The 26,444-nt window shown below is 70.6% G+C and carries 23 protein-coding genes and 1 pseudogene; 9 read left to right on the top strand and 15 right to left on the bottom strand.

The window, feature by feature from the left end; genetic code table 11:
• Positions 1-204 precede the first annotated feature (204 nt).
• The 3 genes and pseudogenes from ACIBJF_RS14100 to ACIBJF_RS14090 all read right to left on the bottom strand — a co-directional run bounded on the left by ACIBJF_RS14100 (position 205) and on the right by ACIBJF_RS14090 (position 3,042).
• Complete coding sequence (locus ACIBJF_RS14100) at positions 205-1,890, bottom strand: recombinase family protein (protein ID WP_399173963.1); 1,686 nt, start codon at positions 1,888-1,890, stop codon at positions 205-207.
• A gap of 40 nt (positions 1,891-1,930) precedes the next feature.
• A pseudogene (locus tag ACIBJF_RS14095) lies at positions 1,931-2,044 on the bottom strand (hypothetical protein); the annotation flags it as partial.
• A gap of 59 nt (positions 2,045-2,103) precedes the next feature.
• On the bottom strand, positions 2,104-3,042 hold the full coding sequence (locus tag ACIBJF_RS14090) for a hypothetical protein (protein ID WP_399173962.1): 939 nt from the start codon (positions 3,040-3,042) through the stop codon (positions 2,104-2,106).
• 122 nt (positions 3,043-3,164) lie between these two features.
• On the opposite strand from ACIBJF_RS14090, the gene ACIBJF_RS14085 reads away from it, so the two are divergent.
• The gene (locus ACIBJF_RS14085) at positions 3,165-4,082 is read left to right on the top strand and encodes a D-alanyl-D-alanine carboxypeptidase family protein (protein ID WP_399173961.1); all 918 of its coding nucleotides are present in this window, start codon (positions 3,165-3,167) and stop codon (positions 4,080-4,082) included.
• Positions 4,083-4,139: 57 nt separating this feature from the next.
• Here ACIBJF_RS14085 and ACIBJF_RS14080 read toward each other — a convergent pair whose 3' ends face one another.
• The 6 genes from ACIBJF_RS14080 to ACIBJF_RS14055 form a co-directional block, all read right to left on the bottom strand.
• Positions 4,140-5,078 carry a CbrC family protein gene (locus ACIBJF_RS14080; RefSeq protein WP_399173960.1) on the bottom strand — a complete coding sequence of 313 codons (939 nt, stop codon included), beginning with the start codon at positions 5,076-5,078 and terminating at the stop codon, positions 4,140-4,142.
• 74 nt (positions 5,079-5,152) lie between these two features.
• Positions 5,153-6,076 carry an LLM class F420-dependent oxidoreductase gene (locus ACIBJF_RS14075; RefSeq protein WP_399173959.1) on the bottom strand — a complete coding sequence of 308 codons (924 nt, stop codon included), beginning with the start codon at positions 6,074-6,076 and terminating at the stop codon, positions 5,153-5,155.
• 102 nt (positions 6,077-6,178) lie between these two features.
• The gene (locus ACIBJF_RS14070; protein WP_399173958.1) at positions 6,179-6,685 is read right to left on the bottom strand and encodes a DUF6099 family protein; all 507 of its coding nucleotides are present in this window, start codon (positions 6,683-6,685) and stop codon (positions 6,179-6,181) included.
• A gap of 166 nt (positions 6,686-6,851) precedes the next feature.
• Positions 6,852-7,220: a nucleotide pyrophosphohydrolase gene (locus tag ACIBJF_RS14065; RefSeq protein ID WP_399173957.1), complete on the bottom strand. Its 369-nt coding sequence runs from the start codon at positions 7,218-7,220 to the stop codon at positions 6,852-6,854.
• On the bottom strand, positions 7,217-8,413 hold the full coding sequence (locus tag ACIBJF_RS14060; RefSeq protein WP_399173956.1) for an AAA family ATPase: 1,197 nt from the start codon (positions 8,411-8,413) through the stop codon (positions 7,217-7,219). The genes ACIBJF_RS14065 and ACIBJF_RS14060 overlap by 4 nt, the downstream gene beginning before the upstream one ends.
• 1,121 nt (positions 8,414-9,534) lie before the next feature.
• Entirely contained in the window at positions 9,535-9,954 is a 420-nt protein-coding gene (locus ACIBJF_RS14055; RefSeq protein WP_399173955.1) for a cell division protein SepF, read from the bottom strand.
• A gap of 249 nt (positions 9,955-10,203) precedes the next feature.
• Here ACIBJF_RS14055 and ACIBJF_RS14050 point away from each other — a divergent pair, with 249 nt between their 5' ends.
• Positions 10,204-11,913 (top strand): hypothetical protein, encoded by a 1,710-nt coding sequence (locus ACIBJF_RS14050; RefSeq protein WP_399173971.1) that lies wholly within the window; start codon positions 10,204-10,206, stop codon positions 11,911-11,913.
• A gap of 9 nt (positions 11,914-11,922) precedes the next feature.
• Here ACIBJF_RS14050 and ACIBJF_RS14045 read toward each other — a convergent pair whose 3' ends face one another.
• Complete coding sequence (locus ACIBJF_RS14045; RefSeq protein WP_399173954.1) at positions 11,923-12,438, bottom strand: YceI family protein; 516 nt, start codon at positions 12,436-12,438, stop codon at positions 11,923-11,925.
• Positions 12,439-12,577: 139 nt separating this feature from the next.
• On the opposite strand from ACIBJF_RS14045, the gene ACIBJF_RS14040 reads away from it, so the two are divergent.
• The 4 genes from ACIBJF_RS14040 to meaB all read left to right on the top strand — a co-directional run bounded on the left by ACIBJF_RS14040 (position 12,578) and on the right by meaB (position 18,165).
• The gene (locus ACIBJF_RS14040) at positions 12,578-13,087 is read left to right on the top strand and encodes a MarR family winged helix-turn-helix transcriptional regulator (protein WP_399173953.1); all 510 of its coding nucleotides are present in this window, start codon (positions 12,578-12,580) and stop codon (positions 13,085-13,087) included.
• Between the two features lie 85 nt (positions 13,088-13,172).
• The gene (locus ACIBJF_RS14035; RefSeq protein ID WP_399173952.1) at positions 13,173-14,972 is read left to right on the top strand and encodes a methylmalonyl-CoA mutase family protein; all 1,800 of its coding nucleotides are present in this window, start codon (positions 13,173-13,175) and stop codon (positions 14,970-14,972) included.
• On the top strand, positions 14,972-17,146 hold the full coding sequence (gene scpA, locus ACIBJF_RS14030) for a methylmalonyl-CoA mutase (protein WP_399173951.1): 2,175 nt from the start codon (positions 14,972-14,974) through the stop codon (positions 17,144-17,146). The genes ACIBJF_RS14035 and scpA overlap by 1 nt, the downstream gene beginning before the upstream one ends.
• A gap of 14 nt (positions 17,147-17,160) precedes the next feature.
• A complete protein-coding gene (gene meaB / locus ACIBJF_RS14025) occupies positions 17,161-18,165 on the top strand; it encodes a methylmalonyl Co-A mutase-associated GTPase MeaB (protein ID WP_399173950.1) in 1,005 nt (334 codons plus the stop codon).
• A 61-nt stretch (positions 18,166-18,226) separates the two neighbouring features.
• Here meaB and ACIBJF_RS14020 read toward each other — a convergent pair whose 3' ends face one another.
• Together ACIBJF_RS14020 and ACIBJF_RS14015 are read right to left on the bottom strand one after the other, a co-directional pair.
• Positions 18,227-19,429, bottom strand: coding sequence for an MFS transporter (locus ACIBJF_RS14020; protein ID WP_399173949.1), 1,203 nt, complete (start codon positions 19,427-19,429; stop codon positions 18,227-18,229).
• A gap of 138 nt (positions 19,430-19,567) precedes the next feature.
• Positions 19,568-19,831 carry a cyclophilin-like fold protein gene (locus ACIBJF_RS14015; RefSeq protein ID WP_399173948.1) on the bottom strand — a complete coding sequence of 88 codons (264 nt, stop codon included), beginning with the start codon at positions 19,829-19,831 and terminating at the stop codon, positions 19,568-19,570.
• On the opposite strand from ACIBJF_RS14015, the gene ACIBJF_RS14010 reads away from it, so the two are divergent.
• Positions 19,731-20,510: a transcriptional regulator gene (locus ACIBJF_RS14010; protein WP_399173970.1), complete on the top strand. Its 780-nt coding sequence runs from the start codon at positions 19,731-19,733 to the stop codon at positions 20,508-20,510. The genes ACIBJF_RS14015 and ACIBJF_RS14010 overlap by 101 nt on opposite strands.
• 82 nt (positions 20,511-20,592) lie before the next feature.
• On the opposite strand, the gene ACIBJF_RS14005 is transcribed toward ACIBJF_RS14010, so the two are convergent.
• Positions 20,593-21,969 (bottom strand): FAD-binding oxidoreductase, encoded by a 1,377-nt coding sequence (locus tag ACIBJF_RS14005; RefSeq protein WP_399173947.1) that lies wholly within the window; start codon positions 21,967-21,969, stop codon positions 20,593-20,595.
• Positions 21,970-22,046: 77 nt separating this feature from the next.
• On the opposite strand from ACIBJF_RS14005, the gene ACIBJF_RS14000 reads away from it, so the two are divergent.
• Positions 22,047-23,129: a zinc-binding dehydrogenase gene (locus ACIBJF_RS14000; protein WP_399173969.1), complete on the top strand. Its 1,083-nt coding sequence runs from the start codon at positions 22,047-22,049 to the stop codon at positions 23,127-23,129.
• 138 nt (positions 23,130-23,267) lie between these two features.
• On the opposite strand, the gene ACIBJF_RS13995 is transcribed toward ACIBJF_RS14000, so the two are convergent.
• The gene (locus ACIBJF_RS13995) at positions 23,268-24,236 is read right to left on the bottom strand and encodes an antibiotic biosynthesis monooxygenase (protein ID WP_399173946.1); all 969 of its coding nucleotides are present in this window, start codon (positions 24,234-24,236) and stop codon (positions 23,268-23,270) included.
• A gap of 115 nt (positions 24,237-24,351) precedes the next feature.
• Here ACIBJF_RS13995 and ACIBJF_RS13990 point away from each other — a divergent pair, with 115 nt between their 5' ends.
• Positions 24,352-24,918 carry a nucleoside deaminase gene (locus tag ACIBJF_RS13990; RefSeq protein WP_399173945.1) on the top strand — a complete coding sequence of 189 codons (567 nt, stop codon included), beginning with the start codon at positions 24,352-24,354 and terminating at the stop codon, positions 24,916-24,918.
• A gap of 90 nt (positions 24,919-25,008) precedes the next feature.
• Here the strand turns inward: ACIBJF_RS13990 and ACIBJF_RS13985 are convergent, their stop codons facing one another.
• Positions 25,009-26,346, bottom strand: coding sequence for a class I SAM-dependent RNA methyltransferase (locus tag ACIBJF_RS13985; protein WP_399173944.1), 1,338 nt, complete (start codon positions 26,344-26,346; stop codon positions 25,009-25,011).
• Between the last annotated feature and the right edge of the window lie 98 nt (positions 26,347-26,444).

The raw sequence follows: 26,444 nt of genomic DNA, 5'->3' as shown, positions 1-26,444 counted from the left end.
ATCGCCGCCGCAGCCCTCGTCCTGCTCCAGCTCGAATACGACCGCACCGTCTAAACGATCACACACAGGCATGATCGCTTACCGGGAAAGGCTCAGTATCCGGGAGAGGGCTCTAGAAGACACAGAAAGGCCCCTGTGACACCCCTCCCAACTCGGGAAGGTATCCAGGGGCCATGTGCTCTTCTCAGCGGTTCACAGAGGCTTCTAGAGCTTCAAGCTCAGCAAGACTTCCGGAACCGCAGACGTGTCCACCAGCTTGCTCGGGAAGTTCCTGAGTTCTGGGTTCGTCCAGTGGTCCGGCACGTTCCATCCGTGCAACTGCCACCCCTCAACAGAGGCGGAGTCCAGTCCGGCAGCTTGGGCAAGTTCCTTCATGTCACCGAGGAAGACAACAACACCGTTTCCACCCTTGGAAGTTGCCCTCTTCCAGACGTAGACCCGTACGTCCCTGCCTGTGAGGTAATCCCTACGTTCCTCGGTGCGCATGCCTCCCCACTTCTGAGCCCACGTCAGACCAGTCTCTACGTATCGAGTCACTGAGGGGCGCACAGGCTTGGCTTTCAACTCCTTCTGCTTCCTGGTGAGATTCCCGTGCATGCGCCAGTAGGACTCTTCTTTCTCGGGGTCGTCGTACCGGCCGTTCTCATAGTCCTTCTCCAGCCTGAGCAGTCGTACTGCGACCTGCTCCAGCTCTGCTGTGTGGTCCTCCCCCGGCTCGGTCACCTTCACTACCTCGGGCAACTCCCCCAGCCGGCTCAGGAGAACTTCCTCAAAGATCTCGTTCAGTGTGTCCTCTGGAATCCGAGCGGGAGCGTTACAGGGCATTGCCTTGGAACGGGACGTACAGGAGTAGTGCCGGTAGACCTTGACTTCCCCCGTTGCCAGAGTCTTCTTAAGCCTGTGACAGAACATTCGTGCTCCGCAGCTTCCGCACCGTGCAACCCCTGTCAGCAGAGAGGCTTGGTTGGTGCGCCGGATGTTCGATACGCCACGTGACTTGACTGCCGCTACGGTGGCTTGCCATTCGGCATGGGTGAGAATCGGGTACTCCGTAGCCATTACGAGGTTTCCTTCTTGATCCTCGTACGGCTCACCCTTGTATGCGAGGAATCCAGCACAGGCAGGGTGCTTGAGGATGTTCTGAACCACCCTGGGAGTCCAGTTAGTTCCCTTGGCCTCTGTCAGAGCGTTCCCGTTCCTGCGCTTTGGGTCCTTCCCTCTCAGTACCCGCAGATAGTCACGCCACGTAAGTACTCCCCTGGCATTCAGCTCTCGGGCTATCTGGTTCGTGGAGACTCCCGCACGTACCCGCTCTGAGATCTCCTTCAAGAGCTTGGCGTACTTGGTTTCCGGCACCAGGACGTAATGTTTCCCGTCCGGTGAGTCTGCATAGACATAGCCGAACGGTGTGATGCCTCCCGCATACAGGCCGTTCCGGCGCAGATAATCCCGTGCGTCAGAGACACGCTGCCGGATCTTCGCCAGCTCTGCTGCTGCCTGAGTTGCTTTGGCGTAGGCAATGAGCCGTCCTGTCGCTGTTGAGATATCAAAGGACGGATCATCCAGGACAACGACAGTCTTCCCCCAGTCCAGAACGTTCTTCACGAACGCCATGAAATGGAGATCGTCACGGCTCAGGCGGTCCTGTGTGGTGACTGCCAGCACGTCCCACTGTTCCCGCCCTTCCTCGGTGAGCCACGGGCCCATAGAGGGGCGCTCAGGGAGGTCTACAGAGCCGGACACCGAACGGTCCTCCACCACACCCGCTACGGGGTAGCTGAGCCCCTGAGCCCACGTGTGGAGGTGTTCCAACTGCCTTGGGATGGACGTTGATTCGTCGGTGTCCACGCTGATCCGTGCGGCGAGTAGCGCCCTCTGTGTCTCTGCCATGAGGCAGAGCGTAGGGCAGTTTCAACCTACGTATCTACGGAGTGCCGTAGGACGTGGAGAACTTCTGCGCCTTGTCGGGGTGCTTGTGCAGCAGGTACCCGAGGTCGGTGGCCGGGTGGGCGGCGTCGCCGCGCGTGGAGATCGTCAGGAACACATGACCGAGTCTTCCGCTCGGAGAACCCGTTGACCACCGGTTTTCTCCATATGCACCGGTCAGGAGGCGTGAGTGACGATCGTCCGGGCCTTGCGCACCGCCCGTTCGTCCGCCGCTCGCAGCGCCTCCAGCTTCTCCTTGTTCCTGCCGATGAAGGATTTCTGCGTGCGCACGTCGAGGGCGTGCACGGCGGGGATGTAGCCGGTGTCGAGCTTGCACCGGGCGTCGGCGGACGCGGTCCTCTTCTCCTTCGCCGACGGCTTCTCGTGCCCGAACCAGTCGGAGTCCAGGGATGCCTCGTCCGGGTCCGGGTAGTGGAAGCCCTTCTTCTTCATGCAGGCCGACCAGGCGCGGTCGGCCTTCTTCCATGCCGGGTCCTTGCGCGCCTGCTCGTGGGACTCGTTCCACAGTGCGAGGGCGAGCGAGTAATAGCCGGACAGCCTCACGCCGTTGACCTTCACCACCTTCGGCGGCGCGCCGTAGATCTTGCGTGTCGCCTGTCCCAGGCAGCCGCCCTCGGGAATGCGGTGACCGTGCGAGACATGGCTGTCCCCGGACTCGAAGACGCCGGTGAGGGCGGTGTACTGGTCGGCGGGCCACTCCTGGGGCTGGGCGGAGGTGTCCGGTGTCCGGTTGTGGTAGCCGTGCTCGGCCGCCAGGTCGGGGTCGGCGACGCCGTACGGGCTGTCGTCACCGGGCATGCCCTCGCTCGTGAGCGTTCCCTGCCGGACCGCGTAGGTCGACTCGACGGCCTTGGGGTCGAGCGTCGCGAAGCCGGCGAAGCCGAGCCGGACCATGCACTGCTTGCCGAGGATCCACTGCGCCCGGCTGACGGCCTCCGCGCCGTCCGACGCGGGATCCGGGAGGTAGGCGTGCAGCGGGAACGCCGCCGTGGTGTTGAGCCGGCGGGCCTTGTCGGCGGGGTCGTCGTGGCCGGCGAACTGGCATGCCGACAGGGCGAACAGGCCGGTGAGGGCGAGAGGGAGGATTTTGCGCACCCGGTCATCCGATCAAGTCCTGATCGGTCGCGCTGTGGTGGAGCCCACACTTCCGACACACGGCATCCACAGTTACGGCATAGTGATCAACCGTCAACTGACCACTGACTCAAGGGGGAACCATGTCCCACGGCCACGGAGTCCGCGCCGGCAGAAGAGCCGTCGTCGCGGCACTGGCGGGTGCGGTCCTCGGTACGGGGATCCTCGCGGCCGCTCCCGCCCAGGCGGCCACGGCACCGCAGGTGTCGGCCCAGGGCGCGTACGCGTTCGACCCGGTCACCGGCAAGACGCTGTTCGGCAAGGCACCGGACGGACGGCTGCGGACCGGGTCCACGACGAAGATCATGACGGCGCTCGTGGTGCTGTCCCAGCCGCACCTGGACCTCGGCAAGAAGGTGAAGATCAAGAAGGAGTACACGGATTACGTCATCGACCCCACCACGCACGCCCAGCGCTATTCGAGCGCCCACCTGATCCTCGGCGACTCGATGAAGGTGAGCGACCTGCTGTACGGGCTGCTGCTGCCCTCGGGCTGCGACGCGGCCTACGCGCTCGCGGACACCTACGGCACCGGGTCGACGACGGCCCAGCGGACCAAGTCGTTCATCGCCAAGATGAACGGCAAGGCACGCGAACTGGGCCTGACCAACACCCACTTCGACTCCTTCGACGGGGTGTCCAACGGCAACAACTACGCCTCGCCGCGCGACCTGACGAAACTGGCCGCCGTCGCGCTGAAGAACGCGACGTTCAAGAAGGTCGTCGGCACGCCCTTGTACAAGGACATGCAGTCCTACCGGCCGGGCGGCGGAACGCACGCGATGGCGCCGTGGGAGAACACCAACAAGCTGCTCGGCTCCTACCGGGGCGCGATCGGTGTGAAGACCGGCTCGGGACCGGAGGCGCAGTTCTGCCTGGTGTTCGCGGCGGCCCGGGGCGGCCGGACCGTCGTGGGCACGGTGCTCGCCGACACCTCGGTGGACCAGCGTTTCCAGGACGCGACGAAGATCCTCGACTACGGCTTCGCGCAGCGCGGCTGAGGCAGGCGGGGGCCGCCGCCGTGGTGCACGGCGGCGGCCCTTCGGCCAGGCAGGGGCTCACGTGAAGTCGGCCTCGGCGAGACGGGTCGCGCAGGCGCGGCAGCGGAAGAGGTACGCGGTCGGCTGCCCGTCCTTGTCGAGCGCCGCGAGGAAGTCCTCGGTCGCCCCGGACTCCCAGCCCCACTCGGCGCACCGCCGGCGCAGACGGTCGAGCGCGTCCGGGTGGGGCGCCAGTTCCTTCGCCCCGACCACGCCGAGGAACTCCGCTGCGTCGCCGCAGTGCGCGGGCCAGCCCCAGTCCTGCCAGGTGGGGAAGCCGGGGGTGCGCTCACGGATCAGCGCGGCCGCCTCCTTGGTCATCCGGCACGGCTCGGCCTCGTTGAAGAACACGCCGTGCCGGGTGGCCGCGGTGCCGTACGCGATGCAGTACGGGCACAGGCGGCCGTCCGGTACGTCCTCGCCGTGGACCGGGCCGGTGTAGATCCAGCCCTGGTCGTGCCCGCAGCACGCGCACGTCTCGTCGGCTGCGACGATCGAACCGGTGGCCACCGGGTCCGGGTGGTAGGGGAACGGCGGCAGCATCGGCCGTTGCCGGGGTTCCGGCCGCGGCCTGAGGACCTGTGCGATCACCTGGCCGGTCAGGAGGGCTGGCGGCACGACGACCGCCTGCGCCCGCAGATCCTCCGACAGGTGCCGCAGCCCCTCCTCGCCGGAAACGATCGCCGTCGGCTCGCTCAGCAGCAGGATCGCGGCGCCGGTACGGCGGGCCAGCCCGGCGATGACGTCCAGGACACCGGGGCCCGGCCGGTCGAAGTGCACCCCGTCACCTGTGTAGACCTCGGCGTCGCTGCCGTCTGCGGCCCGCACCCACTCGACCGGCTCGTCGTCGGGCACGTCGTACGGGGCATAGGGCTCCAGCACCTCCCGGACGACCGAGGCGTCCATCGGGACGACGTCGCCGTCGCGGAACATGTGGACGTAGATGCCGGAACCCATGACGGTCACTTCATCACACGAACGGATCCCTCCGCCCGGGGCGAGGCCCCTGGCGGAGGGGCGGCCCGAACGGTTTACGACAGCTGCGACTGCACCTCGGCGGAGATCAGCTCCAGGTGGTCCAGGTCGTCGAGGTCCAGGATCTGCAGGTAGATCCGCTGGGAGCCGATCGCGGCGTACCGGCCGATCTTGTCGACCACCTCGGCCGGCGAGCCGGCCAGGCCGTTGGCCTTCAGCTCGTCGACCTCCCGGCCGATCGCGGCGGCGCGGCGGGCGACCTCCCGGTCGTCCCGGCCGACGCAGACCACGAGCGCGTTGGAGTACGTCAGCGCGTCCACGCCGCGGCCGGCCTCCTCGGCGGCGGCCCGCACCCGGCCGAACTGCCGCTCGCTGTCCTCGATGGAGGCGAAGGGGATGTTGAACTCGTCGGCGAACTCGGCGGCCAGCCTCGGCGTACGGGTCGCGCCGTGGCCGCCGACGAGCACCGGGATCTTCTTCTGGGCCGGCTTGGGCAGCGCGGGCGAGTCGGTGAGGTCGTAGTACGTGCCGTGGAAGTCGAAGGTCTTGCCGAGCTCGGTCGCCCACAGCCCGGTGACGATCGCGAGCTGCTCCTCCAGCCGCGCGAACTTCTCCTTCGGGAACGGGATGCCGTACGCCCTGTGCTCCTCCTCGAACCAGCCCGCGCCGAGGCCGAGCTCCACCCGGCCGCCGGACATCTGGTCGACCTGGGCGACCTGGATGGCGAGCACGCCGGGAAGCCGGAAGGTGCCGGCCGTCATCAGCGTGCCGAGGCGGATGCGCTTGGTCTCGCGGGCCAGTCCGGCGAGCGTGATCCAGGCGTCCGTGGGACCGGGCAGGCCGTCGACGCCGCCCATCCGGAGGTAATGATCGCTGCGGAAGAAGGCGTCGAAGCCCAGATCCTCGGTGGCCTTGGCCACGGTGAGCAAGGTGTCGTAGGTGGCCCCCTGCTGGGGCTCGGTGAAGATTCGAAGGTCCATACATCTATCCTGCCCACCCCTGACCACGTGCACCTCGCCGGTACCCCCCGGCACAGCTGCCCCCTGGTCGGGTGAAAAACGCCCGACGGGCGTGCCTCGTGCTCAAACGCCGGACGGGCTGCTGCGGTTGCCGTTCAGGCTGTTCCGATCGCCGTCCTGTAAGGCCTCCTCCCGCGCCGCCAGCTTGCGCAGCATCTCCAGGACGCGGTCGCGGGACTCGTCGGCCGCGTCGATGGCCTCCATGCACTGCCAGTACGTCGTCTCGTCGTCAGCCCCGCTGGCCATGCCGACCAGGGCCATGCCGACCTCGCCGAGCAGGCCCCCGAGGCAGAGCAGGGTCTCGCGGGCGTCGGCCAGCTCGGTGAGCTGGGCGGCGCGCAGGTCGCCCAGGTCGATCTCGGGCGGGTCCAGGACTCCGCAGCCCCGCCCGGCCAGCTCGGTCAGCCCGAGCGCCTCGCCGCGCAGCTCGGGCGGGCCGGAGACCGCGAGCCGGCTGCCGATCGCCTGGGCCAGGGCCTGCGCCTGCCACACCTCCGCCATGATCTCGGCCGCGTCGGCGCCGCACGCCAGCGCACGCCTGCTCGTGAGAATGAGCCCTATCGCATCCATGCGTCGCCCCCGTCCTTCCGCGTGCTTCCTCGCACGCCCGCTTGAACGCTCTTGGTCACTACCCAGAGTGAAACCGCTCGGGGTGAAAAGCCAGAGGTAGACGGAAATCTGTGGACAACAATTCGGATTCGACAGGTGTTTCAACTCCGGAGAGTCATAGCGGAGTTCACTCCTCCGGCGGCTGGGGGCGCTCGGCCGCGTCCTGCGCGCCCGGCACCGGGAAGCGCCGTTCGTTGCGGTCGATCTTGGCGGCCAGGGCGGCCAGGGGGTCGACGCCGAGGACGTCGCAGAACTGCAGCAGATAGGCGAGGACGTCGGCGACCTCGTCGGTGACCCGGTGCGCGGTGTCCGGGTCCGCCATCACGCGGGAGGACTCCTCCGGCGTCAACCACTGGAAGATCTCGACCAGTTCGGAGGCCTCCACGCTGAGCGCGGCGACGAGGTTCTTGGGGGTGTGGTAGGGCTGCCAGTTCCGCGCGGCCGCGAACTCGGCGAGCCTGCGCTGGAGTCGGGCCAGGTCGGGGGGTTCCGTCACGCGTCCAGGTGTACCACCGTGACGCCCTCGGTCCCGGTGGTCCACGAGGTGTCGCTGACCGCGCCCGCGCACCGGATGTGCCCGCGCTCGCCCATCCGGGCGGCCGTCCGCAGCAGTTCCCGGCGCTGGGCGGGGTCGAGGCCGCGGTCGAAGCCGTCGGCGAGGACGGTGAGGGTGCGCAGGGCGTCGGGCACCTCGCCCGGGGTGTCCACGTCCAGGACGCCGGGCCCGGTCAGCAGCACCAGCGTCAGCGCGAGATAGCGCAGTTCGCCGTAGCCGAGCCGGGCGAGTTCGGTGCGCGGGCCGTCGCCGCGGTCGAGCAGCGCCCGTACCGTGCCGTCCGGCAGCGGCTCCGCGACGAGATCGGTCACCGGTCCCACACAGCCCGCACGCAGGGCGTCCACCAGCAGTCCGTGCCGGCGGCCGCATTCGGCGCGGGTGCGCCACAGCACGTCGGCGAGGTTATCGCAGCCGGACAGCAGCCGGCCGGAACCGGTGGGCACGGGGGTGCGCATGCGCTCGGGGCGGGGATCGCAGGGGAAGACGGAGCGCAGGGCGACCACCATCTGCTCGGCGGCGGCGAGCACATGGCGCTGTCCGTCGGTCTTGCCGGCCACACGCAGCGGCAGCAGGGGGGTGCCGAGGCGGTCGTCGGGGAGCGGGGCGCGGGTCACCGGGGCGGAGCCGGCGGTGTGCCAGGCGGCCTGGACGGTACCGCACCCGGGGTCGCGCAGCGCTGTCTCCAGCAGGACGACCCCGCCCGCGGTCAGCCGCTCCCCCACGATCCTGAGGTCCGGTTCGGCCTGTACGGCGACGTCGAGCCGGACCGGGCCCTCGGCGCCGTCGGCCGTACAGCCGATCCGGAAGCCGCGCCGCCCTCCGGCATCCGGGCGTGCCCGCTGCGGCACACAGGCCACCGGGTCCGGGAACACCTCCGAGAGCGAGGCTCCGCCCCCGAGCCGGGCGAGCGCCTCGTACGCCGTGAGCGCGGTCGTCTTCCCCGTTCCGCTGGGCCCGGCGAACAAGGTGACGGGCCCCAGCGGGAACCCGGCCCGCCGATGACCGGCGAAGGCCGACAGCCGCAACTCGGTGATCCGGGCACGCACATCGAGGGACGGCCGGGCCTGCGCGGGCACGGTCCCGGCGGGCTCGTCGGCGGCGGGGGGCTGAGCGGACACGGAAGACACGGCCATGTCCCGGACCGTAGAACTCCCCCCATGTGCCGAACCGTTTCCTGTCGGCACGTTCCTACGATCGGGCGGCCGGACGGGAGCAAACGGGACAAGGGGCCACTCGGTCGGGTGACAACGAGCGACCGGCTTCCGGGGCCACCGGACACGTGCCACGCACGCCACGGCACGACCGCCGCTGCCGGCGCTGTCCCGGCGCGCCCTGCACGGTCGTGGCCTCGGTTCTCTGGTGGAAGGCCGTGTCCGGGGACCGAACGCCGGGCGGCGCCGTGGGCGGAGCGATGTCGAGTGCCGACCGGCTCCACGGTCTCCGGTGCCCGGTCCCGATCGCCAGGCAGGCAAGGTCCGCCTCCTGAAACCACCGGGTCACCCGCGCGATCCTTGAGTCAGACCAGCAGGGGATGCCGAGCGGATCGTCACCCTTGGTGAGAACGCCCCACGCGCCCGGCGCCTCGCCCGAACAGAAGGGCCGTTGCCCCGCCCCCACCCCGGAGCCCGCCGACTCACCCACCACGCGGTACCGCCGACGGAGACGCTCACCCACCACAAGCACCTCCGCGCTACCGCCCGAGGTTCCACTCAGCCACCCCGAACCCCGCGCCCAACCGCCCGAGGATCCACTCAGCCCCCCGGACACCCCGCGCTATGGCCGGAGTATCCGCTCAGCCACCCCGAACACCGTGTCCAACCGCCCGAGGATCCACCCGGCCACCCCGAACCGCACCCAACCGCCCGAGGATCCACTCAGCCCCCCGGACACCCCGCGCTATGGCCGGAGTATCCGCTCAGCCACCCCGAACACCGTGTCCAACCGCCCGAGGATCCACCCAGCCGCCCCGAACCGCGCCCAACCGCCCGAGGATCCACTCAGCCCCCGGAGCACCCCGCTTCAGCCCACAGACACCACGCGCCACCGCCGGAAGACACCGCTCAACCCACCCCGAACACCGCGCCAACCGCCGGAGTGTCCGCTCAGCCCACCCCCGAGCACCCCGCTCAACCAGCGGAGCCCACCGCTCAGCCACCCCGGACACCCCGCACAACCGCCGGAGCCCACCGCTCAGCCACCCCGAACAACAACCCGCCCAACACCGGAGCCCGCCGTTCAACCGCCGGAGGCCTCCTCAGCCCTTCGACACCGCGGCCCCCTCCATCAGCCCGCTGACCTCGGTGCCGGGTGGGGTGAGGAGGAAGACGTTGCGGTCGACGCGGTGCATTCCGCTGCCCAGGCCGAAGACCACGCCCGTGCTGAAGTCGAGGACGCGCTTGGCGACCTCGGTCTCGGCGCCGGAGAGGTCGAGCAGGACCGGCGCGCCGGCCATCAGGGTCTCGGCGACTTCGCGGGCGTCGGCGAAGACGCTGACGCGCAGGACGACGAACCGGCGCCGCGTCTCGGTCTCGGCGTCCGGCAGCGAGCGGTGGTTCACCGCGGACGGCCAGGCGTCCCGGCCCCGCAGCGGCACGACCTGGGCGAGCCCTTCCCACTGTTCATCGGTGACGTCGTAACGGCTCACCGGCTCCCCCTGACCTGACTCGCACTCCATGCCTGCACCGGCCAATTCTTACGCCAAGTCACCTGTTCGGCCCAACAGCGACACACTGCGCGACCGTTCCGGCGCGCCGCGGCCGGGAGCGACCTGCGTCACATGTACGTTTACGTCCGCTTCTTACCGCCCTCATACCGGACTCTTCACATGCCGCCACGCCGCGCTCACCGGCTGCCGTTAGCGTCCAGTGCCGTGCACTTGGCAGAAACCCAGCAGGTGACAGCCGGCCGGCGGACGCAGTCGGCGGTGTCCGCCGTCCCGGTCGCCCGCGCGACGCTCCATGAGCCACCCGCGCAGTGGCATCGCGTGCTGACGCTGCTCGCCGACGTCAGCCTGTTCATCGGCACGCGCGCGGTGTGGACGCAGGCGGCCACGCACAAACTGGTCCTCGCGGCGGCCATCTCGGTCTGTTACGCCTCGATCCTCGTGACCGGCGTGCTCGCGCTCACGGTCCGCCGGGCGCGTTCGCTGGCCCGCCTGGACCTGGTCGTGCTGGTCACGGCGATCGTCCTCGCCGTGTGCGCCTGGGCGCTGAACCACGCCGGCGGCGACGAGGCGGTCCTGACCACGCAGGCCGCCAAGGAACTGGTGAACGGGCACACGGTGTACGGGCAGCCGTGGCCGTGGCTGTTCCACATCAAGGGTGTCGCCCTGACGCCGACGATAGACGGCGGCTACGACTTCACGTACGGCTATCCGCCGCTGGCCCCGCTGCTCACCGTGCCGTTCCTGGCCCTGGGCCACGGCGGCGCCCCGGCGACCGCGGCGGTGACGGCCGTACTGATCGTGGGCGCGGTGGTGCTGTGGCGGCTGCTGCCGACGCCGTGGCGGTCGGCGGCCACGATGGTCTGCCTGGGCTTCGCTTTCCTGCCGATGTACGCCCGTCAGGGCTACCCGGCGATCGTCGGCCTGGTCCTGCTGGTGCCGGTGGTGGTGCGCTGGCCGCGGTTCGGCGCCGGGGGCCGGCTGGGTCCCGCCGGGATCGCGCGGGCCGTGTGCATCGGGGCCGCGTGCGCGGCACAGCAACTCCCCTGGTTCGTCGCGCCGTTCCTGCTGGCCGGGGTCTACGCCCTGCGCCGTGGCGAGGTCGGCGGGCGGGCGGCCGCGCGGGTGGTGCTGCGGATCGCCGGGATCGCGGTCGCCACCTGGCTGCTGATCAACGCGTACTTCATCGTGAGCGAGCCGGGCCCGTGGCTGGAGGGCGTCGCCCTGCCGCTGACCCAGGGCGCGGTCCTGCACGGCCAGGGTCTGGTCGACATCTCCCTGTACTTCACCCACGGCAGCGACCGGCTCGACTGGTACGGCCACGCGAGCGCGCTGCTCGCCGCCGCCCTGCTGGTGCTCTTCGTGCTGTTCGTGCGGCGGCTGGGCCCGGCCGCGACCGTGCTGCCCTGGTGCGCCTTCTACCTGGCGACCCGGTCCCAGGACGGCTACTACCTGATGTACACGCCGCTGTGGCTGACGGCGGCGATCACCGCGCCCCTGTCGGAGTTCCGGAACGCGTGGCAGCCGCGGCCCCGCTGGCTGACCGGGCCGCGGCGCCGGCCGGCCCTGGTCGCCGCGGTCGCCCTGCTGATCACGCCCGCGCTGGTGAGCGCGGCCCTCGCGGTGACGGGCGGGCCGCCGCTGCGGATGGACATCACGGCGGCCCGGCACGGCTCGGCGCGCACCCTGTCGACGCTCACGGTGAAGGTCGCCAACACCGGGAGCACCGCGCTGACCCCGCACTACATGCTGACAACGGGTCAGGGCATGAGCCGGTACTGGACGCTCGCGCACGGCCCGGCCACGATCCCCGCGCACACCACGGCGACCGTGGAGCTGCGGGCGCCCAAGGGCGGCTTCCCGTTGCCCACGAAGAAGTACACGCACATCCGGCTACGTGCCTTCACGGCGACCCCGCAGACGCTCTCCACCGAGGACGTGCGCCGGGCCGAGCTGGGCCTCAAGGGCTGAGCGGGCGGCTCAGCCCTCGGTCCGTGCGAAACGCAGCCTCGCCGACACCGTGGTGAGCCCGCGCATCATGCCCAGCTGGTTCCAGCCCATGCCGAACTGGTCCCGGTCCACGGTGAACTCGGCGTCCAGGGTGAGCGCGGCGGCGCCCGCGTCGGTCAGGCGCGCGGTGAAGGTCACGGGCCTGCTGATGCCCCGCACGGTCAGCTGACCGGTCACCCGTACGCCGTCGCCGTCGAGGCGTTCGGCGCCGCGCACCGCGAAGGTGATCTCGGGGTGGTTGTCGGCGTCGAGGAAGTCGGCCGAGCGCAGGTGGGTGTCCCGCTTGGCGTGCTTGGTGTCCACGGAGGCCGCCTCCAGGGTCACGGTGCCGGTGGCCGAGCCGTCGGCGTGCACCTCGCCGCCGCCGGCGACGGCGGTGAACGCGCCCTTCACGGTGACGAGTCCCCACATGGTCTTGTGCCGCAGTCCCACGGTGGACGCGGCCGGGTCGAGCTGCCAGGTGCCTGTCTGCACGGCGACGGTCATGGTCGTACTCCGGAATCGGTTGGTTCAAATTTGGATGACTGGCGGCTCACGCTAGCTCGTCATCCAAATTTGAACAACCCGCTCATCCAAAACTGGGCAACCTTCTGGTCCAAAATTGGACAACAGGTAGACTCGACCCATGTCCGCCTCCGACGCCCACCCCGCCCACCAGCTCGAATGTCCCGCCTCGGCAGGCAGCCTGCTGCCCGCCGAGCTGCGCGCCTGGATGATCCTGCTGGCCGCCACGGGCGCGGTGGAGCAGCGGCTGCGGTCGGTCGTGAAGGAGACCCTCGACGTCTCCCACGACGAGTTCCTGATCCTGTGCCTGCTGGCGGAACAGCCCCGCACCGGACTGCGCATGACCCAGGTCGCCGACCTCCTCGGCCGCCCCAAGACCCGGCTCACCTACCAGATCGCCTGCCTCCAGCGGGCCGGCCTGGTCACCCGCACCTCCGTGTGCGGGGACAAGCGCGGCGTCCAGGTCGCCCTCACCGACAAGGCCCGCGACCTGCTGAACGAGACCTCCGCCCTGCTCGCCGGCACCGTCCGCCAGGCCCTCGCCGACTCCATGGGGCCCGACCAACGCGCGGCGATGTGCGCGCTCGTACCCGATCTGCCGGACCCGGACGAGGAGCCCTCCGACGGCTGAGCGGCGCAGGTCACAAGCGCAAGGAGGGAAACCTCACAGCCCCCGCTCTGCACTCACTTGAGCATGCTGCCCTAGCATCCGAGCCATGACGGTCCTGCCTGACGACGGGCTCTCACTGGCCGCCGAGTTCCCTGACGCGACACACGAGCAGTGGCAACGCCTGGTCGAGGGCGTGCTGCGCAAGTCGGGCAAGGAAGTCTCGGGCGCGGCAGCTGAGGACGCTCTGTCCACGACGCTGGAGGACGGGCTGCGCACCCGGCCCCTGTACACCGCGCGCGACACCGCGCCCGACCCCGGTCTGCCGGGCTTCGCGCCGTACGTGCGCGGCAGCCGCCCCGAGGGCAACACCGCGGGCGGCTGGGACGTACGGCAGCGGCACACCGCCCTCGCGGAGAACGCCGTCCTGGCCGACCTGGAGAACGGCGGCACCTCGCTGTGGCTCGTGCTGGGCGAGGGCGGCATCCCGGTCGACGGGCTGGGCCGGGCCCTGGAGGGCGTGTACCTCGACCTGGCGCCGGTCGTGCTGGACGCGGGCCGGGACACCGGGCAGGCCGCCGAGGCGCTGCTGCGGCTGTACGCGGACAAGGGCGTGGCCGCCGAGGCCGTACGCGGCAATCTGGGCGGCGACCCGCTCGGGTACGAGGCCCGCACCGGCACTCCGCTGGACTTCGCGCCGTACGCCGCCCTGGCCGCGCGCTGCGCCGAGCAGTACCCCGGGCTGCGCGCGCTGACCGTGGACGCGCTGCCGTACCACGAGGCGGGCGGCTCGGCCGCGCAGGAGCTGGGCGCCTCGCTCGCCACCGGGGTGGCGTACCTGCGGGAGCTCACCGAGGCGGGGCTGAGCGTCGAACAGGCCGCCGCGCAGCTGGAGTTCCGCTACGCGGCCACGGCCGACCAGTTCCTCACCATCGCCAAGCTGCGCGCCGCGCGCCGGCTGTGGGCCCGGGTCGCCGAGGTCTGCGGGGCCCCGGGCGCGCAGGTGCAGCACGTGGTGACCTCGCCGGTGATGATGGCCCGCCGCGACCCGTGGGTGAACATGCTCCGCACGACGGTCGCGACGCTCGCCGCCGGGGTCGGCGGCGCCGACTCCGTGACCGTCCTGCCGTTCGACCACGCGCTCGGCCTGCCCGACGCGTTCGCGCGCCGCATCGCCCGCAACACCTCCACGATCCTCATCGAGGAGTCCCACCTGGCCCGGGTCATCGACCCGGCGGGCGGCTCCTGGTACGTCGAGCGGCTGACCGGCGAACTCGCCGAGGCCGCCTGGGAGTTCTTCCGGACGATCGAGCGCGACGGCGGCCAGGTGGCCGTGCTGCGCTCCGGCCGGCTGCGCACCGACCTCGCGACGACCTGGGCGGAGCGCTCCAAGAAGCTCGCCAAGCGGCGCGAACCCATCACCGGGATCAGCGAGTTCCCGCTGCTGGCCGAGAAGCCGGTGGAGCGCGAGCCCGCGCCCGAGCCGCCGTCCGGCGGTCTGCCGCGGGTACGCCGCGACGAGGCGTACGAGGAGTTGCGGGCCCGCTCCGACGCCCACCTCGCGGCGACCGGCGCCCGCCCCCGGATCTTCCTGGCCACCCTCGGCTCGGCCGCCGCTTACACCGCGCGCGCCACCTTCGCCGCCAACCTCTTCCAGGCCGGCGGCATCGAACCGGTCACCGAGGGCGCCTTCGAGGACAGCGGCGCCACCGAGGCCGTGCTGTGCTCCAGCGACGCCCTGTACGCCGAACAGGCCGAGCAGACCGCCGCGTCGCTCAAGGCGGCCGGCGCCCGGCACGTGTTCCTCGCGGGCCGGGGCGAGTACGCCGGCATCGACGGTTACGTCTTCGCGGGCTGCGACGCCATCGACGTGCTGTCCGCCACCCTCGACCGCATGGGAGTGTCCTGATGGGAATCCCCGACTTCTCCGGCATCGAGCTGGGGACACCGGTCGCCGACGGCAGTGCCGATCAGTGGCGTGCGGCCGTCCAGCGGGCCACCGGCAGCGAAGAGCCGTTGTGGGAGACCCCGGAGGGCATCGGGGTCAAGCCGCTGTACACCGGCCGTGACCTGGAGGGCCTGGACTTCCTGGGCACCTATCCGGGCATCGCGCCGTACCTGCGCGGCCCCTACCCGACGATGTACGTCAACCAGCCCTGGACGATCCGCCAGTACGCGGGCTTCTCCACCGCCGAGGAGTCCAACGCGTTCTACCGGCGCAACCTGGCGGCCGGCCAGAAGGGCCTGTCGGTCGCCTTCGACCTGCCCACGCACCGGGGCTACGACAGCGACCACCCGCGCGTGACCGGTGACGTCGGCATGGCGGGCGTGGCCATCGACTCCATCTACGACATGCGGCAGCTGTTCGACGGCATCCCGCTGGACAAGATGACGGTGTCGATGACGATGAACGGCGCCGTGCTGCCGGTGCTGGCGCTGTACATCGTGGCGGCGGAGGAACAGGGCGTACCGCCCGAGAAGCTGGCCGGGACCATTCAGAACGACATTCTGAAGGAGTTCATGGTCCGCAACACCTACATCTATCCGCCGAAGCCGTCGATGCGGATCATCTCCGACATCTTCGCGTTCACCTCGCAGAAGATGCCCCGCTACAACTCGATCTCCATCTCCGGCTACCACATCCAGGAGGCGGGCGCGACGGCCGACCTGGAGCTGGCGTACACGCTCGCCGACGGCGTCGAGTACATCCGGGCCGGGCGTGAAGCGGGCCTGGACGTGGACGCGTTCGCACCGCGCCTGTCCTTCTTCTGGGCGATCGGCATGAACTTCTTCATGGAGATCGCCAAGATGCGGGCGGCCCGGCTCCTGTGGGCGAAGCTGGTCTCCCAGTTCGACCCGAAGAACACCAAGTCCCTGTCCCTGCGCACCCATTCGCAGACCTCGGGCTGGTCGCTGACCGCGCAGGACGTGTTCAACAACGTCACGCGTACGGCCGTGGAGGCGATGGCCGCGACCCAGGGCCACACCCAGTCGCTGCACACCAACGCCCTCGACGAGGCGCTGGCCCTGCCGACCGACTTCTCGGCGCGCATCGCCCGCAACACCCAGCTGCTCATCCAGCAGGAGTCGGGCACCACCCGGGTCATCGACCCGTGGGGCGGCAGCGCGTACGTGGAGAAGCTGACGTACGACCTCGCGCGCAAGGCCTGGGCGCACATCCAGGAGGTCGAGCAGGCGGGCGGCATGGCGCAGGCCATCGACGCCGGCATCCCGAAGCTGCGCGTGGAGGAGGCCGCGGCCCGCACCCAGGCCCGCATCGACTCCGGCCGCCAGCCCGTGATCGGCGTGAACAAGTACCGCGTGGAGAACGACGAGCAGATCGAGGTCCTCAAGGTCGACAACTCCGCCGTACGCGCCCAGCAGATCGAGAAGCTGCGGCGGCTGCGCGCGGAGCGGGACGAGCAGGCCTGCCAGGACGCCCTGGACGCGCTCACCCGGGCCGCCGACGGCAAGGAGAACCTGCTGGAGCTGGCCGTGCGCGCGGCCCGCGCCAAGGCGACGGTCGGTGAGATCTCCGACGCCCTGGAGAAGGTGTACGGCCGGCACGCGAGCCAGATCCGTACGATCTCCGGCGTGTACCGCAACGAAGCAGGCCAGTCCCCGAACGTGGACCGCACCCGCGCCCTGGTGGACGCCTTCGAGGAGGCCGAGGGGCGCCGCCCGCGCATCCTGGTCGCCAAGATGGGCCAGGACGGCCACGACCGCGGCCAGAAGGTGATCGCCACCGCCTTCGCCGACCTCGGCTTCGACGTCGACGTCGGCCCGCTGTTCCAGACGCCGGAGGAGGTCGCCCGCCAGGCGGTCGAGGCGGACGTGCACGTGGTCGGCGTGTCCTCGCTGGCCGCCGGTCACCTCACCCTCGTCCCGGCGCTGCGCGAGAAGCTCGCCGAGGAGGGCCGCGAGGACATCATGATCGTGGTCGGCGGGGTGATCCCGCCGCAGGACGTGCCGACGCTGCGCGAGATGGGCGCGGCGGAGGTGTTCCTGCCTGGGACGGTGATCCCGGACGCGGCGTACGACCTGGTCAAGCGGTTGTCGGCCGACCTCGGCCACGAGCTGTAGCGGAGGCTCTCGGGGTGGCGGCGATCGATCTCGACACGTATGTGAAGGGCGTGCTGGACGGGAAGCGAGCGATCGTGGCCCGCGCGATCACGCTCGTGGAATCCACACGCCCCGCGCACCGGTCGCTGGCGCAGGAGCTGCTGACCCAGCTGCTCCCGCACAGCGGCCGGGCGCGGCGGATCGGCGTGAGCGGGGTGCCGGGTGTCGGCAAGTCGACTTTCATCGACGCGTTCGGCACGATGCTGACCTCGCTGGGCCACCGGGTCGCGGTCCTCGCCGTGGACCCCTCCTCGACCCGTACCGGCGGCTCGATCCTGGGCGACAAGACGCGCATGGAACGCCTGGCGGTCGACCCCGCGGCCTTCGTCCGGCCCTCCCCCAGCGCGGGCACGCTGGGCGGGGTCGCGAAGGCCACCCGGGAGTCGATGGTGGTGATGGAGGCGGCGGGCTACGACGTGGTCCTCGTCGAGACCGTCGGCGTCGGCCAGTCGGAGACGACGGTCGCGGAGATGGTCGACTCCTTCCTGCTGCTGACCCTGGCCCGCACCGGCGACCAGCTGCAGGGCATCAAGAAGGGCGTCCTGGAGCTGGCCGACGTGATCGCCGTCAACAAGGCGGACGGCCCGCACGAGCGCGACGCGAAGGCCGCCGCCCGCGAACTGGCGGGCGCGCTGCGCCTGATGCACGGCAAGGAGGCGTTCTGGACCCCGCCGGTGCTGAGTTGCAGCGCCCGGGAGTCGACGGGCCTGGACACGGTCTGGGAGCGCCTGGAACAGCACCGCACCCTGCTCGACTCCACCGGCCGGCTGACCGCCAAGCGACGCGACCAGCAGGTCGGCTGGACCTGGGCGATGGTCCGCGACGAACTGCTCGGCCGCCTCCACTCCGACCCGGCGGTACGCGAGGCCGCACCGGACCTCGAACGGCAGGTCAGGGAAGGCCGGTTGACGGCGACCCTGGCGGCGGAACGGATCCTGGAGGCGTTCGGCGGGAGCATGACCCCGCCGACGGGCGACTGAGTCGTCACGGGAGCCTCCTCCTCCGCGGGACCGCTGGACCCCGGGTGGGTGCCCGGTGCGGTCAGCGGTGTGCCGGTGACCGGGCGGGTTCGCCGGTCTGCTCGAGGGCGGAGGTGCGCTGGGCCACGATCCGTGTCGGGGTGGAGGTGCCGAGGACGGCGAGGGCGGTCAGCGGCAGCAGCGTGAGTACGGCGATGCCGGCGCCGACCAGGGGCGGTCCGGTCAGTCCGAGGGAGGACTCCAGCGCCGTACCGGCGATGGCGGATCCGGCGGCGATGCCCGTGTTGAAGGCGGAGGTGCTCAGCGCCGAGGTGAGCGTCGGGGCGTCCCCCGCGAACCGCATGGCGAGCGCGGTGACGACCGGGTTCACCGTGAACCCGGTCAGGCCCATGAGGAAGGCCAGGACCGTGGCCGTCAGGGGGTTGGCGGACAGCGGGATCAGCAGGAGCGGCACCAGGGCGGTGGCCGCGGCGGCGGTGAGCGTGGTGGCCATCGGGCGGCGGTCGCCCAGGCGGCCCCTGGTGGTGGTGCCGCCCAGCGCGCCCAGACCGAAGGCGATCAGGACGACCGGTACGGCGCCTTCGGGAACACCTGCGCGTTCGGTCAGCAGCGGCGTGATGTAGCTGTAGGTCGCCAGGACACCGCCCATGATGAACATGGCCGCGCTCAGTGCCAGCCACAGCCGGCCTTGCCGCAGCGCGCGGACCTCGGCCCCGAGGGACACCTCGGCGCGCTGCTCCTGGGCCGGGATGAAGCGGCCGATGAACAGCGCGGCGAGCCCGGACAGGACGGCCAGGGCCCAGAAGGGGCCGCGCCAGCCGGTGAGCCGGCCGGCGAAGGAGCCGACCGGCACGCCGATGACGTTGGCGAGGGTCAGGCCGCCGATCATGAGGCCCATGGCGCGGGCGGAGTTCCGCGGTCCGGCGGCTGTGGTCGCGACGACGGCGCCGACGGACCAGAACGCCCCGGTGGCCAGGGCGGTGACGACCCGGGCGGCGAGGACGACGGCGAAGGAGCCGCTCAGGGCCGCCACCGCATGGCCGAGGCAGAAGGCGGTCAGGGCCAGGATCAGGGTCCGGCGCCGGGGCAGGCGCAGGGTGGCCGCGGCCATGGCCGGCGCGCCCACGATCATGCCGACGGCGAAGGCGGTGATCAGCAGGCCGGCGTGGGAGAGGCCGACGTCGAGGTCGGTGGAGAGCTCCGGCAGCAGGCCGGCGATGACGAACTCGGTGGTTCCCATCAGGAACGTGCCGGCGGCGAGCACCCAGACGACGAAGGGCAGCTTGCCGGGGGTGGTCCCGGATGTGGAACGGCATGGGTGAGCCCTTTCCTCGGGGACGGAGAACGGGATGGGCAGGCCGTCGGAGCGGGCGACGTCCGCGTGCGTCGGCGGGGGGTCCGGTCAGGGGGCGGCTTCGATGGTGATCTTCTCGGCGGTGGCGAGGCGCTCGGCTCCGCCGTCGGCCACGCGACCGAGGACGACCAGGCCGGCGTCGCTGGAGCCGCCGTCGCGGTAGTAGAGGGCCAGGTTGCCCCAGGGGGCGTAGTAGGCCAGGTCACCGGCCCTGGCCGCGGCCGCGTCCGGCGCGCCGGCGGTGGACAGGCGGCGGGGCAGATCGGCGGTCTTCTCCGTCCGGTGGAAGTCGCTCAGGTCGCAGGGCCGCATGCAGGCGTCCACGCCGGTGCTGGACGTCCTCGCCCGCGTCCTCCACCTGGACGACGACGAGCGCGGCTACCTCTTCCAGCTCGCCGGCAAGCCCACCGCCCGCGCCCGGCGCCGCGGCCGGCAGAAGGTGCAGCCGCAGCTCCAGCGCGTCCTGGACGACCTCACCGCCACCCCGGCCATCGTGCAGGGCCGGCGCGGCGACATCCTGGCCTGGAACGCCCTGGCCGCCGCCCTGGTCACCGATTTCTCCCGCATCCCGGAGAAGCACCGCAACTACCCGCGGATCCAGTTCACCGACCCGGCGATGCGCACCCTGTACGCCGACTGGGAGTCCTCCGCGCAGATCTCCGTGGCCCAGCTGCGGATGGAGGCGGCGAAGTACCCGGACGATCCTCGCCTGATCGAGCTGGTCGGTGAACTCTCCCTGCACGACAAGCAGTTCGCCCAGTGGTGGGGCGACCACCGCGTCGCGGCCCGCACCGTCGGCACGAAGACCCTCAACCATCCGGTCGTGGGCGAACTCGTCCTGGACTGGGACACACTCACCGCCAACACCGACCCCGACCAGCACCTGACCGTCTGGACCGCCGAGCCCGGCTCCCCCACCCACGAACGGCTCCGCATCCTCGCCTCCTGGGCCGCCGACCAGAGCCTGTCCGCGGCGCAACCCACGCGCTAGAGGTGCCGACCCTCAAGCGCGCGGCGAAGACCGGCGCGTGCCGGCGCGTGCACCGCCACGGGTCCGGGCGGGACAAGTGGCGCTACGGCGCGGCCTCGTCCGGTGACAGGTAGGAGCAGAAGACGCCGTCCGGGTCGTACCGCGTCCTCAGGCTCCGCAGGCGCTGCCAGTCGTCCGCGATGAAGGAGCGGCGGGCACGGGACGGTGCCGCGGTGAGGTCCGCCTCGGCGATGTAGTGCCCCGTCCCGAAGGGTTCCACCCTGTGCATCGCCTCCCGCAGCCAGCCGCTGTTGGCGGCGTCCTGGCGGGGGTCGTCCCAGACGGCGTAGGGAACGACATAGCTCTCCCCGAGCACCGAGAAGGCCATGTCCGGCGACGGCCGGCCTGCCGGCGAGAACGGTGCGAGGACCAGCGATCTGTGCGAAGGGGCCGAGTCGACGACATCCGCGAGCTCGCCGAGAAGCGTGGGGAAGCCGGCGTCCGACCACAGGGTGTCCGCCGCATAGCGCAGTTGCGGAGGCCACAGGGCGCCGGAGGAGTCGTACAGGGCCTTGAACGTCGTCGGCTCGTCCAGTTGGCGGGAGAGGGAGCTCTGGCCCAGGGGACAGTGGCGCAGCGGCAGCAGAAAGTCGTCGGCCTCCTGTCGCGACGCGGCGAAGGCGGTACCGGTGACGGTCACCCCTTTGGGACCCGGCTTCGGACCGGGGTCGACCGTGCCGAGGGAGAAGCTCAACTCGACGTTCGGGGACAGCCCTGCGGCCAGCTCGGTGGCCCAGTGCGTCGCCTCGGTGACGTTCGCGAGGGGGAAGGTCCACCTCGTGCTCGTGATCGCGCCGGGGTGGGGATACAGCCTCAGGCGGAAGGCGGTGACCGCGGCGAAGAAGCCGGGACCCGCTCCCCGGGCCGCCCAGAACAGATCCCTGTGCTCGCTCTCGCTGCAGGTGACCGGCTCCCCGTCCGCGGTCACGGCTTCCAACCGCTCGACACTGGCGCACGCCGGCCCGCGGGCGCCGGAATTCCAGCCGAGCCCTCCGCTGAGGAGGTATCCGCCGACGGCGACGGACCCGCAATGGCCCGTGGGGAAGGCGAGTCCGTGGCGGCCGAGTTCCGCGGTGAGCTGCCCGCCCGTGACGCCGGGCTGTACCGTCGCCGTCGCGGTGGCGGGGTCGACGGCGCAGCCGCGGAGCCCGGACAGGTCGATGAGCATGCCCCCGTCGCGCAGGGGCGACCCGCACCAGTTGTGTCCCCCCGACCGTATGGCGACCTGGAGGCGCCGGGACCGGGCCAGCCGCACCGCTTCCACGACATCACCGGCCGAGGACGCGCGAACGATGACGTCCGGGAACCGCGCCGGTGTCAGCGCGTTCCACACGACGGCCCTGCGGATGTCTTCGTAACCGGCGTCGTTCCGCCCTACGGACAGCCCCTCGAGACCGCGAATCTGCGTGTGGCGGCTCATCCTGCGCTCCTTGCCCCGGCACCCGCGGTCCGCTGCACGCCCTCGGGGCGGAGAAGTTGCGGAGACCGCCGTTGTACATGACGCTGAAAAGACGTTGTTTACGCTATTCAGTGATGAGCCAGGGCGGTTTGGGCCTTTCCAGCCTACCTCGCAGCCCGCAGCGAAACGACCGGTGGCGGGCAGGGATTGCCACGGACACCATGAAATCCTTCGTCATGAGGAACGTCGGCGAGGTCGCCGTCCTCGACAAACGCGTTCCGGAACCGGGACCGAATGACGCCGTGGTGCGTACGACCACCGCGATGATCTGCAGTTCCGACGTCCATACGGTGAGGGGAGCGATCCCGGTCGCCCCCGATGTCACCCTGGGACACGAGGCCGTGGGAACGGTCCATGCGCTCGGCTCCGCGGTGGAAGGACTCGCCGAAGGCGAACGCGTGGCGGTGGGTGGAGTCACGCCCTGCTTTCAGTGCGAATTCTGTCAGCGCGGTCTGTCCTCGCAGTGCGGGGGCGAAATGATGGGCGGAGCCAGGTTCACCGTGCGGAGGGACGGCAGCCTGGCGGAGTACTTCCTCGTGAACAACGCACAGGCGAATCTCGCTCCCATTCCCGAGGCCCTGTCCGACCACCAGGCCCTGTACGCGACGGACATGCTGTCGACCGGATTCGTCGCCGCGGAACACGCCGAACTCGACTTCGGGCAGACCGTCGCCGTCTTCGCTCAGGGAGCGGTGGGCCTTTCGGCCACCATCGGGTGCCGGCTGCGCGGCGCCGGGTTCGTCATCGCCGTCGAATCGCGGCCCGAACGGCAGGAACTGGCCCGTCACTTCGGCGCCGACGTGATCGTCGATCACACGCGCTGCGATCCCGTCGAGCGGATCCTTGAACTGACGGACGGGCAGGGTGTGGATGCGGCCATCGAGGCGCTGGGCACTCCGGGTACCTGGGAAGCGACGTTCCGCGTCACCAAGCCGGGCGGCCACATCTCCAACGTCGGCTACCACGGCGAAGTGCCGGAACCGCTGAGGATCCCGCTGGAGCCCTTCGGGTACGGCATGTCCGACAAGCATGTCCACGCGGGGCTGAACCGAGGGGGCAGGGAGCGCCTGAGGCGGATCTTCCGGCTGATGCGGCACGGCAGGGTGGACCCACTCCGATGACGACGCACGCGTTCGGCTTCGACGAGGTCGAGCGGGCGTTCCGGATGATGGAAGCCGGGGCCGACGGCATCATCAAGCCACTGATCCACTTTGGCGGTTGACGGCGGGGGTCTGGCGGTTGACGGCCGGGGGACGCCATCAGACAGTGAGACCGAAAACCAGGAGGAGCGCCGCGTAACACACCGCCACGACGGCCGCACCCGCCAGGTCGGTGCGCCGCGAACGCGGCCGGTCGGGTGCCAGCCAGAAGGCCAGGGCGCGGTTGACGACCAGCGGCATCAGGAGCCAGGTCAGAATCGCGACACTCAGTACGTTCGAGATGAAGAGGCCGAGGTAGCCCGGAACGTCGGCATGCGTGAGGGCGCGCCCTACGGTGAGGTTGAGCACCATGACGGTGGGGTACAGCGCGAGAAGAACGGACATGGCCTGCTTCCAGTTGGGCGGGACACCCGCCTGCTCCCCTTCGCCGAAGCGGAACCATCCGCTGAAGGCCGACGCGATCTCGCGCACGTCGTAGTCGGCGACGCAGTCGCGCCCCTCGTCCAGCAGCTTCCTGCGGACATCCGACTGCAGCCACTGGTCGAGGTGTTCGCGGGTGTCGAACCGGAACACGACGACCCAGCGGTCCTGAATGCCCTCGACCGGCGCGAAGAGTTCGGATCCCATGAAACCCGGGTACTTCTGCTGGGCCTTCAGCACCTTGTCCTGCCAGCGCTCGAAGTCCTGCTCGCGACCTGGCCGCACCGTGTGGGAGACGACGGCCGTCACGGCCTCCTGAGCCGGCTGCCCTCCGTGCAGAACCTCCTGGGAGGGCTCCTCCTCGAACAAGTCGCGTCCGTCGTCGAGGAGTTGCCGGCGCGAAGCCGACCCGAGCCAGGCTCTCAACCGGTCGACGTCCGAGAAGCGGAACACCACGACCCACTGGTTGTCGTCGGCGGAGTCGGGCGGGTACAGCTCCGTTCCCTCGAAGCCGTCGAAGACCCGTACGGCCCGGTTCACCTGCTCCTGCCAGCGCTTGTAGTCCTCCTCGCGACCGGGGACGACCTTCTGCGAGGTCACCACGGTTGCTCCGGCTCCACCACGGCCGCGGTTTGCGCTGGCGCTCATACGGAGTAGCCTAATCGCAAAGGGACTTATGGGACAAATGGGGGAAAGTTTAATCACGTTCTTGGAATGAGTTGACATCGATCGAATGCCTAAGCTGATGCGGAGCGGAGGCGTCATGGGTCACAAGGAGTTCCTGACGGAAGCGGTACAACTGGCCACGGAGTCGGTGGAGAACGGCTGGGGCGGCCCGTTCGGCGCCGTGCTCACCCGGGACGGCGAGATCATCGCCCGTGGCCAGAACCGTGTCCTCCTGACCGGCGACCCGACCGCACATGCCGAGGTGGAGGCCATCCGCAAGGCGTCCCAGCTCCTCAACCCGCAGGCGCCCACCATCTCGGAGGAGCACCACAACGAGGGCACCCTGGAATACGTGCAGCGCCCCGAAGGCTCCCCCGACCCGGTGCCGGAGCGGGCCCGGATGCTGCAGGGCTGTTCGATCTACATCAGTGGCGCACCGTGCCCCATGTGCATGAGCGCCATCTACTGGTCGCGCATCGACAACGTCTACTTCAGCTGCGACCTGGAAGCCACCCGGAAGATCGGCTTCGACGACGCCTTCCAGTACGAGGACTTCCAGAAGCCGCTGGACCGGCGCCGGATCCACATCGAGCAGATCCACCCGGAGCTGGGCGCGAGGGCATACGAAGCCTGGGAGACGAAGCCTGACCGGCACGCCTACTGACGGGTGCCGCGGCAGGCGGCTTCGTCCGGCGCTCGCAACCTCAGCGGGAAACAGCCACCACCGAGGAAGCGGAACGGCTCGCCCGGTGGATCACGCCCCTGAAGTCCCCTTCTGCACGGGCTCCAAAATCGCCACGCACTCCACGTGATGCGTCATCGGAAACAGATCGAACGCCCGAAGCGTCCGCACCCGGTACCCGCCCTCGCGGAAGTACGCCAGGTCCCGGGCCAGCGCGGCGGGATCGCAGGCGACGTAGGCGATGCGGCGGGCGTCGAGGGAGCAGAGGTGGGCGACCGTGGTGCGGCCGGCGCCGGCGCGGGGCGGGTCGAGGACGATCAGGTCGACCTCGGTGATGCCCGTGCGCGGCAGGACCGACTCGACCTTGCCCTGCTCGATGCGCACGCGCGGGAAGTCGGCGAGGTTGTGCCGCGCGTCCTCCACCGCACGCTTGCCGGACTCGATGCCGAGGACCGCGCCCTTCTCGCCGAGCCGGTCGGCGAGCGCGCCCGCGAACAACCCCACTCCGCAGTAGAGGTCCAGGGCCATCTCGCCCTTGCGGGGGAGCAGTCCCTGCATGACCGCCGTCACCAGGGTGTCCGCCGCCTTCGGGTGGACCTGCCAGAAGCCGCCGCCCGCGACCCGGTGCGTACGGCCGTCCGCGCGCTCGCGGACGAAGGGGCGGCCGTGGACGCGGTGGACGCCACCGGACTTCTCGTCGACCCTCAGGACCGACACCGGCTTGTCCAGTTCGACCAGGGGCAGACGGGCGCCCGGGCGCGGCGTGAGGATCACCTGGCGGTCCTGCGAGCCCGTCGCCGCGATGGCCTCGACCGACTCCATGCCGGTCCAGTCCCGCCGCTCGATGCCCAGCTCGCTGACCCCCTCCGCCGCGATCATGCAGTGGTCGATGCGCTCGATCTCGTGCGAGCGGTGGCGGCGCAGCCCTGCGTGGCCCTCGGCGTCGACGGCGTACTGGACGCGCGTGCGCCACTGCGGGACCTGGCCGGCCGGCAGCTTGTCGCCCTCGGCCGGCATCACCGTGCCGTCCCAGCCGGCCTCCTCGGGCGTGAGGCCCGCGAGCCGCTTGAGCTGCTCGGCGATCACCTCGCCCTTGAGGCGGCGCTGGGCGCCCGGCTTGGCGTGCTGCCAGTCGCAGCCGCCGCAGCGGCCCGGCCCGGCGAAGGGGCAGGGCGCCTCGATGCGGTCCTTGGAGGGCTCCAGGATCCGTACGGCGTCCGCGCGGAGGAAGCGGGCGCCCTCCTCGCCCTCGGTCACCCGCACCACCACCCGCTCGCCGGGCAGCGCGTGCCGGACGAACAGCACCTGGCCCTCGGCCGTGCGGGCGATGCAGTGGCCGCCGTGGGCGACGGGGCCGATCTCGACCTCGTACTCCTCCCCGACCAGCGACTTCTTCTCTTCTGCCTGCATGGCGGGGTGACTCCAGATCGGGAACGGGAAACGGCCGGACAACAGCCCACCAGTCTACGTGGCTGTCGTCCGGCCGTTCACCACAGGCCGGGGCCCCG

Source organism: Streptomyces sp. NPDC050743 (genome assembly GCF_044456925.1).
Classification (GTDB): Bacteria; Actinomycetota; Actinomycetes; order Streptomycetales; family Streptomycetaceae; genus Streptomyces.
This window is presented reverse-complemented; position numbering and strand designations above follow the sequence as displayed.